General features: G+C 52.3%; 16 protein-coding genes and 1 tRNA gene. 7 read left to right on the forward strand and 10 right to left on the reverse strand.

The window, feature by feature from the left end:
• Window positions 1–39: 39 nt before the first annotated feature.
• The 6 genes from nikA to HMPREF0178_RS15880 all read right to left on the reverse strand — a co-directional run bounded on the left by nikA (window position 40) and on the right by HMPREF0178_RS15880 (window position 6508).
• Window positions 40–1614 (reverse strand): nickel ABC transporter substrate-binding protein, encoded by a 1575-nt coding sequence (gene nikA / locus HMPREF0178_RS15855; protein WP_232281298.1) that lies wholly within the window; start codon window positions 1612–1614, stop codon window positions 40–42.
• Between the two features lie 425 nt (window positions 1615–2039).
• Window positions 2040–2786 carry a class I SAM-dependent methyltransferase gene (locus tag HMPREF0178_RS15860; RefSeq protein ID WP_005026481.1) on the reverse strand — a complete coding sequence of 249 codons (747 nt, stop codon included), beginning with the start codon at window positions 2784–2786 and terminating at the stop codon, window positions 2040–2042.
• A 7-nt stretch (window positions 2787–2793) separates the two neighbouring features.
• Complete coding sequence (locus HMPREF0178_RS15865; protein WP_009380787.1) at window positions 2794–3555, reverse strand: class I SAM-dependent methyltransferase; 762 nt, start codon at window positions 3553–3555, stop codon at window positions 2794–2796.
• Window positions 3552–4310, reverse strand: coding sequence for an ABC transporter ATP-binding protein (locus HMPREF0178_RS15870; protein ID WP_009380788.1), 759 nt, complete (start codon window positions 4308–4310; stop codon window positions 3552–3554). The genes HMPREF0178_RS15865 and HMPREF0178_RS15870 overlap by 4 nt, the downstream gene beginning before the upstream one ends.
• Window position 4311: 1 nt before the next feature.
• A complete protein-coding gene (locus tag HMPREF0178_RS15875) occupies window positions 4312–5343 on the reverse strand; it encodes an iron ABC transporter permease (protein WP_009380789.1) in 1032 nt (343 codons plus the stop codon).
• A 16-nt stretch (window positions 5344–5359) separates the two neighbouring features.
• A complete protein-coding gene (locus HMPREF0178_RS15880) occupies window positions 5360–6508 on the reverse strand; it encodes an ABC transporter substrate-binding protein (protein WP_009380790.1) in 1149 nt (382 codons plus the stop codon).
• A 696-nt stretch (window positions 6509–7204) separates the two neighbouring features.
• Between HMPREF0178_RS15880 and HMPREF0178_RS15885 the strand changes: the two genes are divergently transcribed.
• Both HMPREF0178_RS15885 and HMPREF0178_RS15890 read left to right on the forward strand, forming a co-directional pair.
• Entirely contained in the window at window positions 7205–7789 is a 585-nt protein-coding gene (locus HMPREF0178_RS15885) for a pyruvoyl-dependent arginine decarboxylase (protein ID WP_009380792.1), read from the forward strand.
• 90 nt (window positions 7790–7879) lie between these two features.
• A complete protein-coding gene (locus HMPREF0178_RS15890) occupies window positions 7880–9328 on the forward strand; it encodes an amino acid permease (RefSeq protein ID WP_009380793.1) in 1449 nt (482 codons plus the stop codon).
• 570 nt (window positions 9329–9898) lie between these two features.
• Here the strand turns inward: HMPREF0178_RS15890 and HMPREF0178_RS21625 are convergent.
• Entirely contained in the window at window positions 9899–10141 is a 243-nt protein-coding gene (locus tag HMPREF0178_RS21625; RefSeq protein ID WP_157134952.1) for a hypothetical protein, read from the reverse strand.
• A gap of 348 nt (window positions 10142–10489) precedes the next feature.
• Between HMPREF0178_RS21625 and HMPREF0178_RS15895 the strand changes: the two genes are divergently transcribed.
• From HMPREF0178_RS15895 to HMPREF0178_RS15900, 3 genes are all read left to right on the forward strand, one after another.
• Complete coding sequence (locus tag HMPREF0178_RS15895) at window positions 10490–10837, forward strand: hypothetical protein (RefSeq protein ID WP_157134953.1); 348 nt, start codon at window positions 10490–10492, stop codon at window positions 10835–10837.
• 483 nt (window positions 10838–11320) lie between these two features.
• Window positions 11321–11479: an AAA family ATPase gene (locus HMPREF0178_RS23100; protein ID WP_083832529.1), complete on the forward strand. Its 159-nt coding sequence runs from the start codon at window positions 11321–11323 to the stop codon at window positions 11477–11479.
• A 2074-nt stretch (window positions 11480–13553) separates the two neighbouring features.
• Window positions 13554–14069 carry a site-specific integrase gene (locus HMPREF0178_RS15900; protein WP_083832530.1) on the forward strand — a complete coding sequence of 172 codons (516 nt, stop codon included), beginning with the start codon at window positions 13554–13556 and terminating at the stop codon, window positions 14067–14069.
• 14 nt (window positions 14070–14083) lie between these two features.
• Here HMPREF0178_RS15900 and HMPREF0178_RS15905 read toward each other — a convergent pair.
• Window positions 14084–14173: transfer RNA gene (locus tag HMPREF0178_RS15905), tRNA-Ser, on the reverse strand.
• Between the two features lie 258 nt (window positions 14174–14431).
• Between HMPREF0178_RS15905 and HMPREF0178_RS15910 the strand changes: the two genes are divergently transcribed.
• Window positions 14432–16054 (forward strand): Na/Pi cotransporter family protein, encoded by a 1623-nt coding sequence (locus tag HMPREF0178_RS15910; RefSeq protein WP_009380797.1) that lies wholly within the window; start codon window positions 14432–14434, stop codon window positions 16052–16054.
• 187 nt (window positions 16055–16241) lie between these two features.
• Here HMPREF0178_RS15910 and HMPREF0178_RS15915 read toward each other — a convergent pair whose 3' ends face one another.
• Window positions 16242–16508 (reverse strand): helix-turn-helix domain-containing protein, encoded by a 267-nt coding sequence (locus HMPREF0178_RS15915; protein ID WP_009380799.1) that lies wholly within the window; start codon window positions 16506–16508, stop codon window positions 16242–16244.
• Between the two features lie 114 nt (window positions 16509–16622).
• On the opposite strand from HMPREF0178_RS15915, the gene HMPREF0178_RS15920 reads away from it, so the two are divergent.
• Window positions 16623–17174, forward strand: a complete 552-nt coding sequence (locus tag HMPREF0178_RS15920) for a hypothetical protein (RefSeq protein WP_009380801.1) — start codon at window positions 16623–16625, stop codon at window positions 17172–17174.
• A 245-nt stretch (window positions 17175–17419) separates the two neighbouring features.
• Here the strand turns inward: HMPREF0178_RS15920 and HMPREF0178_RS21145 are convergent.
• Window positions 17420–17683 (reverse strand): 4Fe-4S binding protein (locus tag HMPREF0178_RS21145; protein ID WP_232281299.1); only part of this gene is annotated, 264 nt, incomplete at its 5' end.

The following is a 17683-nucleotide window of genomic DNA, read 5'->3' on the forward strand; positions in this document are numbered from 1 at the left end:
TACAAGCGGCCCGGGAGACGCGTCTCCCGGGCCAGTCTGCTAGAACGACATCCTTTCAAAGGGGATTTCGTACTGGGAGGTACAGAACGTAACCCCCTTGAGAGCCGGGACATGCACGGCCTTGGTACGCGAATAGCTCAGAGGCACGTACACGCCCTGTTCATGGATATACGCCAGCAATTCCTTGTACGTATTCTTACGGGTATCCTCATTCGGCTCGATCATGAGCGCGGTGATTGTCTTGTCCAGCCATTCCTTGCGCTCCAACCCGACCTGCGCCTGATAATCCCCGTGGGCGGGAATGCGCCAAGAAGACAGATACGACTGCGGATCATACGGTGTACCCCACGACAGGGAGTATTGCAGGTCGAATTCGCCGGTGCGCTGCCGATCCAGAAACGCCTGCTTTTCCTCGCCCACGATTCTGAGTTCCACGCCGATCTTCTTGAGATCGTTCTGCATGTATTCGCTGATGGTCCGTTCCTGTGAGTTGTTGGAATTATAGTAGATGGTGACGACGCACTTCTCGCCGTCCTTGTAACGGTACCCGTCCTTGCCCATGCTCCAGCCAGCCTTTTCCATCAGTTCGTTGGCTTTCGCAACATCATAGGAGCGTACCGGAAGATCAACGTCGCAATAGGGAACGGTCTTGGCCATCAACGTGTCGGCTATCGTTTCCGAGCCGTTGAGTATACCGTCGGCAATGGCCTTCTTATCGATGGCGTGCTGAAATGCTTCGCGCACATTGATATCCTTGGTAATCGGCTGATGCGCGTTCAGAAGGATGGCCCGTGAGGCGATGGGGGCGCTGATCTCCGTCTTGTACTTGCCTTCCTTTTGCAATGCGGCAAACGCGTCGAGGTTCAGCATGTCACCGTCGGAACCGAAGATAAGATCGATTTCCCCCTTCTGGAGTGCGAGCAGAATAGTCTGATGGTCCGGCATAACCTTCCAGCGTACGCTCTCCAGAGCCGGCTTAGGCCCCCAATAGCGTTCATTTCGCGTGAACACGGCATACTGCTTGTCCTTGTGCTCGGTCAGAACCCACGGCCCCGTGCCGACATAACCGGACACGCCGTTCTTGGTTTCGCCATCAATGAAACACTTCGGAGAGATGAAACGGAAAGGCCGGGTCAGCCCCAGCTCTACCAGCGTAGGGTAGTAGGGATGCTTGAGCACCAGCCTGTAGGTATATTCGTCAACGGCCTCATTGCGGTCGATTTCGTTGACCATATCCAGCCATGCGTGCCGGGGAAGGTTGCTCACAATGGCGTCCATATTCGCTTTGACGGCCTCGGCGTTGAAAGGCGTTCCATCCGTGAAGGCAACATCTTTCCGGAGATGGAAGGTGTATTCCTTCCCATCCGGGGAGATTTCCCAGCTTTCCGCGAGCCAGGGTTTGACGCCCTCCTTCGTATTGACGACCAGTGGTTCGAACACCATGTTTTGCGCAGCCATCTCGCCGGAATACAGATGAGGGTTGATGTTTCGAATATCCTTTGTGCTCGCGTACGCCAGTTCCGTACGAGGCGCTTCGGCTTTGGAGGCCGGCTCCTCCTGCGAGCACCCCGCAAGCCCCAAGAGTGCGATAACCACGACAAACAGTTTTCCCATGAACATGATTCCTCTCCGTTTACAACGTGAGCTATAAAGCTTTTTTGCTTCACCTGTTCCGCAATGAATGGCACTTCGAGGGCCAATATTGTCCAGCCAAGAAACGCTGCGTTGCCTCTTGGTAGTATTTTTTTTTATTTCGTAACACTGCTGGGGAGTGTACGGCAATGATTACCAAAGATATGGGATAGGGAGTTGGGGCGGCTTCAACCAGTAAGTCCCACCCTACCGAAAATGAAACAAACCCCAAAGGGTAATGTGCCCTAACCCAACAATAGGATATGCCGCTCTTTTTCCGTATCAGTAATACAGCCCAGCAAATTGCAATCAGTATATTTTGATGAATGGCGCTCCCGGCCCAAATGAGATCCCAGCCAAAGGACCAAGGTCCCCAATCAATCCAAAAGAGAAAACGATACGTTATCTCACTGCTGTTCTTCTTTTTGGGCTGATACCATGAAGCGCTTGATAATGGATACGGGCTGTCCCGTGCCGTCTACGAAATGTTTTCGTTCCACGTCAACCGTCACATTGCGTGCCCCCAGTTTGAGGAGCGTTTCCACATCCCACTGCGGACGGTCGACTCTGCTCAAAGGCAGGTTCGCGGCAATGGCATGGATCGGGGCGGGATCGACCCCGAGCATGAAGTCCGGATTGTGGCCATCCGTATAGTCAGGCTGTTTCAACTCCTCCGCATAGGGTTCGCTGTAGAGGTGGCGGTAATGATTGCCGTCAAAATTGACGAGGCGCCCTCCCGGTCTGAGTACGCGCAGCCATTCCGCATAGGCTGATTCCGGGTGTTCGAGGTTCCACATCAGATTGCGGGACACGATCAGATCGAACGTTTCATCCGGAAACGGAAGGTCCTGCGCGTCGCCTTGCCGCACAACAATAGAGACGTCAGCTTCGGCGGCATTCCGAGAGGCGCGCTCCAGCATCCCTTCCGTATAGTCGAAGGCGACCACGGAATGCCCCAGCCGGGCCAGCAGGATGGAAAAGAATCCTGGCCCGCATCCTATGTCCAAAATGTCTAATTTGCCGGACGCAAGTACAAACGGACGCAGACGCTCCAGCCAGACTTTTTCCGCATGTTGAAGATCATACGCAGTCTTCAGGGAGTACCCTTCCGCCCGCGTATTCCAGTAACGCCGTATCGCTTCCAATTCCGTCATGGCCTTCTCACTGCTTGATGCCCCGTACGAGGAACATCGGGATATGGGTGTACCGAATCCGGTAGTAATCGTTCATGATGTCTGGGGGCAGAGCCGCCCTGACAAGCACGTCGCGGCAACCGAGCCGTTCCAGGCAGGCCTTGTCCCACCCGGGGCGCTGTTCACGGCTGAGCGGCAACTGCGGGATCAGCTCGTCCATGATCGGGTCTCCGTGTTCATCCTCCACGGCATACCCCATAGCACGCAGCGTTTGGGCATCTTCCGCATACAGCCGGGCAAGCTCCGGGTCGAACAGATGAGCGTGCCAGTTCGCATCGAAATTCAGGAGGACGCCACCGGGCCTGAGGACGCGCAGCCACTCCGCATACGCCCTGTCCGGGTGTTCCAGATTCCATGTAAGGTTGCGGCTCAAGACGACATCAAACGTATCATCCTCAAATGTCAGGTTTTGGGCATCCATCTGGGAAAAGTAGGCGCTTGCTTCCGGGGAATGGTTTTCGACGTTCTCCCGGGCACACTCGATCATGGCTTCGCTGTAGTCCACCCCCGTAATCTCATGTCCCCGGCGAGCCATCAGGATGGAGAAAAAGCCGGGCCCGCAACCCGCATCGAGGATACGCAGAGGATGCTTCCACGGAAGCTGCTCCGCGATCAGTTCATCCCATACCTTGGCCTGAATAGTACCAAGTTCATCCGCATTGACGGCGGAATAGGCCGCTACCCTGCCCGACCAGTAGGCCCGGATCGTTTCCAGGCGGCACCTATTCACAACGGCCTCACGGGAATGACATTCAAAAAACCGGGGCGCGTCCGCTCGACGCTCGCCTCCACGTCGTAGACGTCGCCAAGCAAGTGCGGGTGCAGCACCCGTTCGGCCGTATCAAAGGCCTTGATCCGCCCCTCGTGAAGCATGAGCAAGCGGCTGCTGTATCGCGACGCCAACATGAGATCATGCACGACAAAAAGTGTAATCGCCCCGTTTTCCCGCGTGTATTTCCGGGCCAAATCCATGACGACGAGCTGGTGGCGCAGATCGAGCGCACTCGTGGGTTCGTCCAGCAGCAAGACCTTGGGCCGCGACACGAACGCCTGCGCCATGAACACAAGCTGCTTTTGCCCGCCGCTCAGGCTGCACACCGGCTTCCGGCTCAGACTGTCGAGCCCAAGTTCCGCCAGCGTGTCCGCCACTTTTTCGATTTGCTCGTCGGTCACTTTCCATCTGAGATCCTTGACCAGGCCGAGGAGAACCATTTCAAAGGCCGTCAAGCGGCTGGTAACGGATTCGAGCTGTGGAACATACGCAATGTCCCGATCCGAAAAAAGGTTGCCTTTATCGTCGTACAAGGCCACGTCACCGGAACGTTTGATCAGCCGCGCGATGGCCTTGATCAGTGTGGTCTTACCCACGCCGTTTCGGCCAACCACCGCCACCATTTCTCCGCCATGCAGCGTTGCGGATACATCATTGATGACGTGGTTTCCCGAAAAATGTACGGACAGGTTCCGAATAGATAAAGTCAGCATGTCACCTCCCGTTTTTCATGAGCAAAACGAACAAAAACGGAACGCCTACAATGGACGTGATAATGCCCACCGGGAGCATGGAGCCGCCAGAAAGCAGCTTTGAAACAATCGAGGACGCAAGCAGCATAAGGCCGCCAAGGATCGTCGCGCTGGGAAGCAGATAGCGTTGATCCTCACCCAACATGAGCTTCGCACAATGCGGAGCGACAAGTCCGACAAAGGCCACCGTACCGATAAAACCAACGGCACCGGCAATAAAAAATGAACAGATCAGAAAGACATGCAGACGTAACCTCTCCACATTGATCCCCAGGCTCCGCGCCCGCTCCTCACCCGTCGTCAGTACGGTGAGACGCCAAGACCAGCCGGACAGGAGCGCCGCACCCATTACCAACAAACAACCACTTACGACGACGCTCATCCACGACGAGCGTTGCAGGTTCCCGAAGGTCCACCCGGAAATGATCTGCGCGATCTCCGGGGAGGCACGGTATTGCAGGTACTGCTGCAACGCCTGAAAGAAAAAATTCATGATGATCCCCGAAAGGATCAGCGTACTCGTGGACATCCCCTTCAGGCGCCCCAAATAGAAAATGAGGAGGGAGACGGCAAGCGCGAATACGAGTGCGAGCAGCGCCGTCCCGATCCAGAGGTACCCCGCCACGGAAAGCCCCAACGTAATCGCTATGGCCGCTCCAAAACTGGCGCTTGCCGTAATGCCGAGAGTGTAGGGGCTCGCCAGAGCGTTGTTGGTAATGGTCTGGATTTGCAGACCGGCAAGGCTGAGCGAGCCTCCCACAAAGACACAGGTCAGCGTCATGGGCAAGCGGATGGACCACAAGATGGCCGTATTCGCCGTATCACCGTCCGGCCCGCCAAGCAGGGCCTCGACGACTTCACCGGGACCGATGCCGGAAGAGCCCATGCCGAGATCAATGACGATGAGGCCTAGCGTCAGGATGGCGAGCACCATACCCGTCAACAGACGCCTTCCGTTCAGCTGCCTGTACATATGTGCATTGCCGGAAGGCATACCGTCATCCTTCATGCTAACGTGCACATTTGATCATAAAGGTTCCGTCGAACTTCAGTTCAGGGAGATATTTGGCATAGAACGCGCGCATATCGCCCATCGGATCCACTTCTTGGAAGGTGTTGGGATAGAGGATCTTGGCGAGGTACAGTGTCAACGTATAGTCGATCATGTTCCGGAGGCTGCCGTGATCCACGGCATATATCTCTCCAGACTTGACCGCAGCGAGATTCTTCCAAGCCGGACGCTCGGCAAAGCCCTTCAGCCGCTTCTGTGCAGTGGCCTCGTCGATGGTCAGCCCCATGCTCATCTGGTCACCCTCGGCGTTGTTGCGCCAAATACCGCCGCCGATGACGATAAGCTGGGGATTGGATGCAAGTACGAATTCCGTATCCAGCGGCGCATAGGGCTGGGTGGCATTCTCAGCCAGATTGTCGGCTCCAAGGTTTTTCAGGATCGCGCCCCAGAGTACGTCCTTATTATAGCTGTTCCCGTACTCTCCAATGCCCTTGTTCCCCAATTCCATGTAAACCGTCTTGTGCTTGGCGGAATCAGGGAGCGCGGCAATCTTCTTATACACGTCTTCAAGCGCGGAGGCATACGTGTCGCACTGTTCCTTGGCCACAGCTTCCCTGTCGAGAAGCTGGCCGAGGATCATCGTACTCTTCGTGTGGTTCTCCACCTTCATGGCATGGTAATCAAGGACTACAACCTTGATACCGGCCTTCTCAAATATGTCGATTTTCTGATTGTTGTCCGCAAACTGAGAGCGCCCTACCAATAACACATCAGGCCGAAGAGACAATATTTTTTCAGAGTCGAGGATGTTGTCGTGATATCCGCCGATACTCGGGATAGCTTTCAGTTTAGGAAATGTTTCAGTATAGACGACATACTCGCCGTACCGGGTTTCCTCCCAACCGTCGAACGTCATGCCTACAACCTTATCCAGACTCTCCGCTCCGCCGACCATCAAAAAATTGGCGATGTAGTTTGCGACGACGAACGTCTTGGGGAGTTTATCCAGCCGGACCTCGCGCCCAGCAATATCGGTAAAGGAAATCGCCGGAGCAGCCAAAATCGTTTTTCCGGTACCCCCCAAAAAAAGAACCGACAGCGCGCAAGCCATCACCACACGGGAGAGCCTTCCCCAAATGTGCATCATGAACCCCTCCTTGCTGAATAAGTAACACGTTTATAAAAAAAGTATTATGTGTCAAGGGGGAATGAGTCCAATTACACTATATTTATAAATATTCTCTTAAATAAAATGCGGTTCAAGCCTCCGCGGGACGAACGGAGAGTTCTTGCGCAATCCCAGAAGGTCACAGTATGGGCGGCAACACCGCACTGTGCGAATGCTGTTTATCGACGTCATCCCGTCATCACTCCTGATGAGCGGCTCCGTTTTTCCATCGTACCCTGGAGGTTTGGGATTAGCCTCGGAAAGAACCGTTTTTGCTCAGTGCGTCATAACGCCTTATTCTTCAGGGAACAGAACCACAGAGGAACCCACCAATGCAGTCGGTGGGTTCCTCTTTTTTTTATAAGGCACTCTTACAGAAGTGTCCTGACAGGCGCATCAGGAGCCAGCCAAACCACACCGTGCAAAAGTGTAGCCATGCTTGATCAGGGACAAAAAACGGTGATGCGAAAGAGAGTCGGGAATCACTGGCTCCGCACCCTAGGAAATCTGTACATCATCATATTCCAGTGGGCTCACTCTAACGAACAGAGATGAGTATCAATAGTATAACTTAAGAAAATCATTTACGAATAACTCGTGCTACGATTTTTTAAATCGTATACTTTCCTGCATTGATGTGGAGAAAGCGAAACCTGTAACGATAGGAGAACGTAAATGACTACTCTTGGGACAAGATACCCTACATTGGCGTTTATTTCCGGAGGCGTGGGAGAAGCAGAGGATGGCATTCCCCCACAACCATTTGAAACATTTTGCTACGACTCGGCGCTGATGCAGGCTAAAATCGAAAATTTCAATATCATTCCTTACACTTCAGTACTGCCGAAAGAACTGTACAACAACATTGTTCCTGTCGATTCCGTGGCTTCTTCCTTCAAACACGGTGCCGTGCTTGAGGTCATTATGGCCGCTAATGGGGCCAGATTGGAAGACCACCGCGCCATTGCCACCGGGCTGGGCATCTGCTGGGGAAAAAACAAACAGGGCGAGCTCATCGGGGGATGGGCGGCGGAATATGTCGAATACTTCCCCACTTGGATCGACGACGATATCGCTAAGGCTCATGCCGAAATGTGGTTGAACAAGTCTCTCAGGCATGAGCTGAGCCTGCGCGGGGTGGAACAACACAGCGAGTTCCAGTTCTGGCATAATTACCTGAACCTCACCAAGCCTTATGGATATTGCCTGACCGTTATGGGGTTCCTCAACTTCGAGTTTGCTGACCCTGTGAAACGCTAGCTTTGTCATCCCATAGCCGATCCCGGACCGCCAGATCAGGACGGCGGTCCGGGCAAAATGGAACAGATTGTCAGTGAACAGGAGTGGGGTATGGCGAATAATACCAAAAAATTAGGTGTGATCGCGCTTGCCAGTGTGGTGGTGAGTTCAATGGTGGGGGGTGGCATTTATAGTCTGCCCCAGAATATGGCCGCCCAGGCTTCGGTAGGGGCTGTGATCATCGCTTGGGTCGTGACGGGTATCGGAATGTTTTTCCTGGCGAATTCCTTTCGCATCCTTTCCGACATCCGACCGGATCTCAAAGCGGGGATCTACATGTATGGCCGAGAGGGGTTCGGTTCTTTCGTTGGGTTCCTCATCGCTTGGGGATACTGGCTGTGCCAGATTTTCGGCAACGTAGGCTACGCAGTCATCACCATGGATGCCCTCAACTATTTCTTCCCGCCCTATTTCGCCGGCGGCAATACCATATACGCCATCATCGGCGGTTCCATCCTGATTTGGCTATTCAATTTTGTGGTACTGCGCGGGACACAGCAGGCTGCCGTGATCAACACCATAGGTACGATCGGCAAACTCATTCCGTTGTTCGTGTTTATCATTATTATGATTTTCGTTTTTCATATCGATAAGTTCGATTTCGACTTCTTCGGCAAGCTGGCGGTGGACAATGGACAGCATTTAGGTGGGCTCGGTACTCAGATAAAGAGTACCATGCTGGTTACACTCTGGGCTTTTATCGGGATCGAAGGCGCTGTGGTCCTTTCTGATCGGGCCCAAAGCCAAGATGACGTCGGCAAGGCCACGATCATGGGTTTTGTTGGCTGCCTCGTTGTATATGTCCTGTTGTCGGTACTGCCCTTTGGATTTATGACCCAACAGGAACTGGCCGCCGTGCCTACGCCTTCCACTGCCGGTGTGCTGGAACGGGCCGTAGGCCAATGGGGAAGCTGGATTATGAACATTGGGTTGATCATTGCGGTTCTGGCCAGCTGGCTTGCCTGGACACTGATCACAGCGGAAATGCCCTTTGCCGCGGCAAAAAACGGAACCTTTCCACGCCAGTTCTCTAGGGAAAACGCCAACGGTGCGCCTTCCGTGTCCTTGTGGGTGACAAGCGCGCTCATGCAGGTTGCGCTCCTGCTAGTGTATTTTTCCAACAATGCTTGGAATATGATGCTGAGCATCACGGCTGTCATGGTTTTGCCCGCCTATCTCATCTCCACGCTTTTCTTGTGGAAAACGTGCGAGGATGGCCAATATCCCCAGGGGGCCGCAACCGGACGCGCTTCGGCGCTGGCCTGCGGCTTTCTAGGGTCGGCCTATGGGCTTTGGCTCATTTACGCTGCGGGGCTGCACTATTTGCTTATGGCATCGGTGTTTATTGCCATCGGCATCCCTGTCTATATCTGGAGCCGGAAACAACATCCTGATCAGAACCCCATGTTCCTGAAATATGAAAAAGTACTTTTGGTGCTGCTCGTACTTGTAGCTTTGTTCTCGCTCTATCTTTTTATGCGGGGAATTGTAAAACTATAACGAGTGGATATTGACGAAGTCATAAAGCAAGTATTTGTGCAAAAGCAGAAAGAGTTAAAGTGCGGCTAGCGTCTTTCCCAAGGATAGGACCTCCCTTCGGATAAAAGTTTGTCCCATTTCATCTGAAGGAGCCCCCCAACGGTGTAGTAAACACTGTTGGGGGGCTCTTTTTACGTGAAATATCTTCTGGATATCGCGTTAGAGAGCAGGTGGTAACCTCACCCTGAGTTAGCACGGCGGCATGACAGCCGCCATGTGTGCCTAGTATTACATGTCGCCACGGTGCCACTGACGCTCTAGGCGAGATCACCAAAAGTACTGTTTCGCCAGTCGCCCAATTTCATTATGAAGTTGCCGTTGATGTTTCCGCCCATCACTCTTGGATACCTGCTGCTGACTCGAACAGAGCTCAATACGGTGTCTTTAATTGTACTCGCTGACGATTACTAAAATGTAGAAGTTTACATGTATTATCTCCAACCTTATCTATATATTAAGATATGGAGATCTCAAAGACATATTCTCCAATAGATAAAGCAAATATTTTTTGGAGCTCCAGGAAAATATTTTTCAAAAAGAAACATCTTCTCGAAGACAGTTAAAAAACCGATAATAGTTAAAGAGCTTTTTGAACATCATTTTCTTGTGCTCAAAATCATCAATAACTATAAAACAGGATATATACCATGCCAAACCTGTACTTGCCTTTTCTGGGAATAAAAGAGTCAATAACATAATTCCTAAAGCCATTCCGGAAAGGCCCGTTCGCAAGGTTGCCGCAGCATGGGAAACGGCACTCCAAAAATCAGGCATTCGTCCGATCCGTCCGCATGATCCATGCCTATGCCACTTACTCAATCCGCTCGGGAATGGATTTCAAAACCAGCGCGGAAAGCGTAAAGATGATCTTGGTAGTTTACAAACTCGTTGACTGAATCCAAAAAATCAATGCTATCAAGCGATTCCCGACTTCTTCGATGTTACTCGCGATCTCACGCAGAAAGTCTTGTACAAAGGCTGTTCGTACCAGAATAAGGTATACGGCCGATGGTCCAGCCCAATATATATATACGAAATTCCATGCGAGTATTCGAAGAGGGGAGAGGCAGCTCTCACTCTGAGTCCAGAAGTACCAGTATCCAGTGGATAAAGACGCTCAACATGAAGACCATCCCCCAAAAGAGTATCTCCCAGCGGCGAAAGGCTCCCGCGACGGAAAAGGCCGGAACCAGAACGAACTTACCGAGAAAACAGAGCAAGCTGAAGCACGAAATCGAAAAAACACACCCATTCATTACTAAGCTAAGAGATGAGCCCAAAGAACAGAATAATCGATCCCAAACCAGAAAAGACAGCATCCATGAGAAACTCCTTTTCGGGGGACTATATAACGGCAGGTTCAACACCAAAAAAATCTGGAAAAAGGGGGCTGCTTCCGTGACGGAGAAAGCACTGCGAGCGACGGCGCGGAAGATGCGCCTCCGGCGCACCCTCTTCCTCTTTTGGTAAGGCTTTGGAGCCGAGGAACGTGGCCAACCCGGGGACGGTGAGCTACTGAAAGATTCCGCTTTGCGGAATCCTTCATAAGACGCTTCGCGTCTTATACTCTACTCTGATTATAGTATAAATACATATTTATAAAAAATCAGACAGGTTATTGCGCAATAGTAAATCCAAAAGGCGGCATGGGCAAGACAACGACACGCATAATCCAGGTGTTCAGCTTGCCAGGGATGCCAAAAAACAAGTATTGTTCTCAATTTGGACGCTCGGAGGAACCTGAGCGAATATCTGTGCCCTTGATCCGCAAACGCTGAAACGAACCGTTTTCGATGTCCTAGCAGGGAGCGTTTCCATTGCCGATGCGAAAAGTACGCTGGAACAGGACTTGGACATTCTTCCCGCCAACATCCGACTTGCAGAAGTGGAATGGACATTTGCCGGACGAATGGGAAGGGATAATCTGCTAAAGAAAGCTCTCACCACGATTACGTGCAGATCGATTGCCCACCTTCTCTCGGGCTTTTGACCGTCAACGCCCTCAATGCGGCAAACGGACTGCTCATCCCCGTGCAGATCAAGTATTCCACTCTGGCGGGGCTGGCGCTCATCAGCGCAGGTAGCAAAGTTTGCCCGCGATCTCGATTCTGATCTGGCAATCTTCGGGCTTGTCTCGACATTTTTTGATGACCGAACCCTCAACAAAGAGCGGCTGCAACCCTCGCGGACAAATGAAGAGACACATTGTTCTCACCCCCCATCCGTGACAATGTGAGCCTCGTGGAAACCCTCAGCAACGGGCAGAATGTGTTCATTTACAAAAAGGGTAGCTACGACGCAAAAGACTGTGTGGCCCTTGCTACCAAATTTTTATAAATAACAAAGGATATTCATGCCTTGAAGACAGAGAACAACTCAGGTAAAAAAGGGAGTCCCACCGGGCTGTTTGTCAAGACGGAACCTGATAATACAAATATACTGAACACTATAAATACAAAAATCTTTACCTGAAAAAACGACCAGAGAAAAATATATAATATAGCTAGGTCATTGTCTAAACGTTTCCGAAAATATGCGTTTGATGAACACAGAAAAAAAGCGGACATAGTGTGGGAAACTCCGGGCGACTGGCTCAAAAAACAGGGATGTTGAGCCAGGAAGGCTATTCCCATTCTTTGACTTTACAACGCACAACGCTCCACTACCGTCGGTTTCTTTATAGCGGGTACTCCTTCGTCTTTTTGCCCATTGGCAAAAAAGTGGCTATATAAAAAGGAGAACATTAGAGTTTGTGGGAACAAGCTTTTAGGTGTCACGACACACAGCACCTGTTTACAAGGCCATCTGCTAAAGACCAGTTTTCAACTCATATACGTGACACAGATATGAGGTCAGCTTTTAATGCAGTCTGCCGGTCGTCCATCCGTATGTCCCACATAGAAGCCTGAGAGCACTCCCTCGCGATCCCTTCAACGCTGTACGATTTGGCGCTCATCCATACGCGGACATCCTTGCCCCATTCTGCGTCAGCTTTTTCGTCGTCCAGTGCTCCTGTAGACTACCGCAAGGTAGATACGTTCCGCACGATTCTCCTCACTTCACCGGTTCCTACGTCTTTTGTCCCTGCATCGGCTCGTCCTTCTTGAGCCACTTCTGAAACGGGGATCCGGTAAAGGTCTTATGATATGCAACGGAAGCACGAAGTATCCTTGCCCCTGCTGTAAAGAGACCGGGACTACCGACTCCCTGCGTTGAGCGACATCTCACGGAATGGCGCGAACGACTCCGCGCCCGGCAACTCTCTATGAGACTGACGCTCAGGGACATGGCCGGGTGCTTGGTATACGGCTCTGGGGTGTGCGACCTTGACGGGGCGAGTTCAGCCGACGGAAGCATAACTTAAGCAGTTCAGGGGATTCATGGAGAATGAAAAATGAATGAGGCTTCATCGTTCAAAGCAAAACTTATCAAAAATGCGATGGACTGTCTCGCGCGTTTCTCAATCCAATCTGGCAAAGTATATGAAAAGTCGGGGCCGAGTTTCTGAACTGCTGACAGGCAAGAGATGCCCTTCAAAGGCAGAAACTGCGATTTTGCGAGAACTTTTGGGAATCAGCACGGATATTTTGATTTCCCGCGTGGATTTGGAGGAAGCATGCCCGAAGAACTGAAAGGCAGAGGGCTACAATGGTTGTATCGAAGTACAGGACAAAAAGCGGAATCAGATGGGCGGCGGACGTTTATCAGGACGGCGTGCGAATCGGCAGGAAAGCAGGCTTCACAAGCAAGCGGGCGGCAACGGCATGGGAAGAAACGATATTGACCTCTCCGCCGAAGTCCGTCGATTCGGCCTTGCGTGATGTTTGCACCCGACATCTTCTCTACTGTGAAAACAGGTTAAAACCGAACACACTGTCCTATAAAGCCACCGCATACAGAAGGTTCATAGCCTTGCTGGTGGTGATACGCCGTTCAGAAGCATTACAAAACATGCCATAGACAAATTCGTTGATGAACTTTCGCGGATCATAAGCAAGAAAACAGCCAACAAACATAAGACGGAAGTGTCTTCACTCTGGGCATGGGCCAACAAAGAAGGGCTTGTTCAGGGGAATCCTCCCCAACAGATAGATTCATATGCCGTCAAAAAGACGGTAAAGTATATTCCTCCATCCGTTGATATAGCGAAGCTGATGAAGGCTTCGAGAAGGACTTTCTTGTATGCCTGCTTCATACTGCCGCCCGCATATCCGAAATCCGTAACATGGCATGGGAAGACGTTGACCTCCCCCACAGAACGGTGACGCTCTGGACCAGCAAACGGAGAGGAGGCAACAGCGAGCCGCGCAAGATTGCGATGTCGGAAACTCTGTACGAACTGCTGGAAAGGCTGAACGGACAACGTACCGGAGCGGAAACGTATGTTTTCACGGACCCCAAGACGGGGACGGCGTACACCAGAACATGTAACAAAATCAAATTCTTCATGAGCAACCTCTGCGCGCGGGCGGGGGTTGCTCATTTTTCAGCGCACAGCCTGCGCCACTTCATGGCCACGCACTTTGACGACCCGTACCGAGCACAAAAAGTCCTCGGACACAAGAACCTGCGGACCACTGAAATTTACCTGCACGAGCTTGGTGTAGACAGGAAAGCGGCGGATGTTTTTGAGTCAATCACCAATGAAATCACCAATGGCAAAAGCTCCACCAATGAAAAAAGGGCTTACCTTTTACAGTAAGCCCTTGAAATTTATGGCGGAGAGGGGGAGATTCGAACTCCCGGTACCTTTTGAGTACACACGATTTCCAATCGTGCTCCTTCGACCAGCTCGGACACCTCTCCGCGTCGTGCAGCGATGTAACTAGCGAAATTCAGGATGGCTGGCAAGCCTTTTTTTGGAAAAATCGACATTTTTTCCACACCACGAACGGCGCTGGGAAATAACATACGATAAATAAAGGTGATTTTATTATCATGAGACTCTAAAAAAATGCGGTTCTCCTTTTTCGGAATGCCGAGTATTCGAATTCGCCGGGAATTTCCTTGACAGTTCATCTTTTCATGGGGCAAGAGTCGAACCAAATTCTAAGGAGCGTCTTCATGTCTGTACAAAGCATCATTCAGCTTCTTGGCGGCGTTGGGCTTTTCCTCTTCGCCATCAAGCTGATCAGTGAGGCCCTACAGCTGATAGCCGGGGACCGATTGCGACAGCTTATCGGAACACTGACCAAAACGCCGATCATGGGCGTGCTGGTGGGTGCCTGCGTCACCGTTCTCATTCAAAGCAGCAGCGCCACCACGGTCATGACGGTCAGCTTCGTCGACGCGGGGCTCATGACCCTGACGCAAGCCATCGGCGTCATTATGGGCGCCAACATCGGGACCACGGTCACGGGCCAGATCCTCGCCATCAAAGTCCAAGACTACGCCTACCTCTTCATTATTATAGGCGTGCTTCTCTCCTTCTTCGGACGCTCCAAGGTACAGAAGTACGCCGGCAACGGCCTCTTGGGTTTTGGTCTGCTTTTCGTGGGAATGCAGACCATGGAATCCTCCATGAGTTTCCTCCGGAATGAAAAGGAATTATTCCTCATGTTCAGCCACAACCCGCTCATGGGGGTTCTGGCCGGAACGCTGCTCACCCTCCTTGTCCAATCCAGCGCCGCTACGGTCGGCCTGACCATCGCCCTCGGCGTACAGGGCCTCTTGCCCCTCCACGCGGCCATCCCCATCATCTTGGGTGACAATATCGGAACAACCATCACCGCGGTCCTCGCTTCCATCGGCACGGATCGGACCGCCAAACAGGCCTGCGCCGCCCATGTGCTCTTCAACGTCATCGGCGTATGCATTTTCCTTACCATCCTTCCGCTTTACCAAGAGCTGATCGCCATGACGGCTACGGGCATCGCCCACCAGATCGCCAATGCCCATACGTTATTCAACGTCTTCAACACCATCATCTTCCTGCCCTTCGTCAAGCCGTTCGCGGCGCTCATTCGCAGGCTCCTGCCCGACAAGGCCCATAAGGTCGTCGAAGGGGCCCAATATCTTGATCCCAAGCTCATCGAAGCCACTCCCGGCATCGCTGTGGAAGCGGTCAAAAACGAATGTGCCTATATGGGTTTTTTGGCCATCCACCTTCTTGATTCGGTTCAGGAAGTATTCTTCAACGACAAGAAAGACCTCATCCCCAAGATCGAAGAGACCGAAGCCAAAATCGACCAACTGCACAAGGCCGTCAAAGCCTATGCCGAAGACATCATGCAGGCCGGGATCTCCGATGACGCGGCCCGCATGCTGACGCTGTATGTGGCCAGCTCCGGGAACATCGAGCGCATCGGCGACTACGGCAAGAAGCTCCTTGAGTACTACGCGTACCGCCAGAACAGGCCGAAGGATTTCTCCCAGCAGGCCATGACGGAGCTCTCCGGCATGTACGCCGAAGCCCATCACGCCATTGTGACCGCGCTGGACGGCTTCATCAACGACGACCCCGACAAGGCGCGCGAAGTCGCCCCCATCGCCGGGAAGCTGCGCGGCCTCGAAGTCGAACTCCGAAACCGCCACATCCAGCGGCTGGACAAGCAGGAATGCGACTCCGAAACGGGCCTTGTCTATGTGGATATTCTCGGAATCATCGAGCACATCGGCTATCATTCGAATAATGTCGCCAAGGCTACCATTTCCTCCTGCACGGCGGAGCACAAGGCGAAGGCGTAACAGATACCAAGAAAGGGGGGGTCCCAAAAGCCCCTCCCCGCCCTCCCCGCAAAAATTGCGACAGGGAGGCCGCGCGGCAGAAGTTCCGCCGCAAAAAGGCTCTGCACGAACACACGTGCGGAGCCTTTTTGCGTTTTCCACAATCCACTATGAGCATGAAAGGGCGTTTCCGTACTGTCGATTGCCCTTACTGGAGTTTTTTTCTTGGCTTGTTCAGTTCGTTCAATTCATCAGTCACCCTCTTGAAAAACTCCAGAGGAGAAAGGCCAAGGGCTTCACAGATGGAATAGATCGCGGTGATGGTGGGATTCCTTTTTCCTTTTATGATTCCACGGACATAACAATCCTGCAAATCCGAAAAGTCCGCAAGGGCCGTTTTGGTCATCTTTCGTTCTTTTCGGATTTTTTCGATTGTAATGCCAGTGGCTTCCAATAAATGAGGATAGGTTTTCATTCCATCAAGGTACACAATGTATTGACAGAAATTCGATACGATAGTACCGAAATAAACAAAATAAGATACTATCGTATCGCTTTTATGCTTTCACGTGTGAGGGAGGAGCATGTCATGACTGACATGGTGCAAGACAATCTCTGTTGCAGCCGCAGCGTGGTTGATTGGCCCAAGGTGACACGTTCACTCCTAGGCGCGGTGTCCTTTCTGGTGATAGGCCTGCTTGTCCTGTACGGCATGTTGAAGCAAGGCATACATGATATTTTCCCCTATTTTTTCATCGCAATAGGCATTGTGAACCTGCTTCTCTTCAGAGTGAACGCCAAAGGATACGTCATCGACACAGAAAACGGCATGCTGGAGTTTCCGGGCGGCGGCATCAAAGCCCAAAACTGGACGTCGCACTTCAACCCCCTTTATCTGTTTCAGGAATTCATGAGGCACAAAATAGCTCTCGCCGAGATACGCGAAATCCACCCGCCTCCAAACATGAGGCAAACGGTCTACGGCAATGGCCGTTCGCGTGCGAGCGTACCAAGCAGGATCGAGCTCAACGGCGACTTTGGCGCCGTCTCGTTTTCCTTCCGATCAAAGGAAAAACGGGATGAACTCTACCTTGCCCTCGTACGGATACACCACATAGGGAGGCTCATCCCCACGGGATGAACCGTATCCGTCACCGCCAAAAGCGAGGAGGTTTCCCTTATCTCCCATAGCCGAACATACGCCCTTGAGGGTAGGAAGCCACTGTTCTCTGCATCAATCATGCACTATCACAGACCTTTTCACCCGTTCCCCTCCTGTCGGCAGGGATTCGGTAAAGATGAATGTCTTTGAAGCGGAAGAGAAGGGGGGGAGGGGGAAACTTTCTTCAGAAAGCGTCCCCCTCCCCAATCTTCCGTGCACCTCCCCTACTCCAGCGGAACATTGGGATGCATCGTCCAAATGCCGCAGGGACAGACGCCGGAGCAGACGCCGCATCCGATGCACCGATCGGGATCGGAAACATACCGATACGCGCCGCCCGCCAGCGTTTCCCGGCTGATGGCCCCCTCCGGGCAGGACTCCAAGCACATTCTGCAATCCCGACAGGTTCCGCAACTGACACAGCGGTCAAAATCCCGGTTCGCGGCAGGCAGATCACCATGAGAACAGCGGGTGAAATACGCTGTGCT

Source organism: Bilophila sp. 4_1_30 (assembly GCF_000224655.1).
GTDB lineage: Bacteria > Desulfobacterota > Desulfovibrionia > Desulfovibrionales > Desulfovibrionaceae > Bilophila > Bilophila wadsworthia.